This window comes from Glutamicibacter ardleyensis, assembly GCF_014644555.1.
Lineage (GTDB): Bacteria > Actinomycetota > Actinomycetes > Actinomycetales > Micrococcaceae > Glutamicibacter > Glutamicibacter bergerei.
The window spans coordinates 183,037-183,340 of sequence record NZ_BMKX01000008.1; the positions used below are offsets into that span (position 1 = coordinate 183,037).

Below are 304 nucleotides of genomic sequence, written 5' to 3' on the forward strand. Positions count from 1 at the left end.
ATTGTCGTCACGCTTGAAGCCGCCACGGTTTTCGTCGCGGTTACCGCGGAAGCCACCTTCACGGTTGTCATCACGCTTGAAGCCACCACGGTTTTCGTCGCGGTTACCGCGGAAGCCACCTTCACGGTTGTCATCGCGCTTGAAGCCACCACGGTTGTCGTCACGCTTGAAGCCGCCACCGCGGTTTTCGTCGCGGTTACCGCGGAAGCCACCTTCACGGTTGTCATCGCGCTTGAAGCCACCGCGGTTTTCGTCGCGGTTACCGCGGAATCCACCTTCACGGTTGTCATCACGCTTGAAGCCA

1 pseudogene is annotated in these 304 nt (G+C 59.9%); it reads right to left on the bottom strand.

The window, feature by feature from the left end:
* A pseudogene (locus tag IEX04_RS18625) lies at nucleotides 1–304 on the bottom strand (DEAD/DEAH box helicase); the annotation flags it as partial.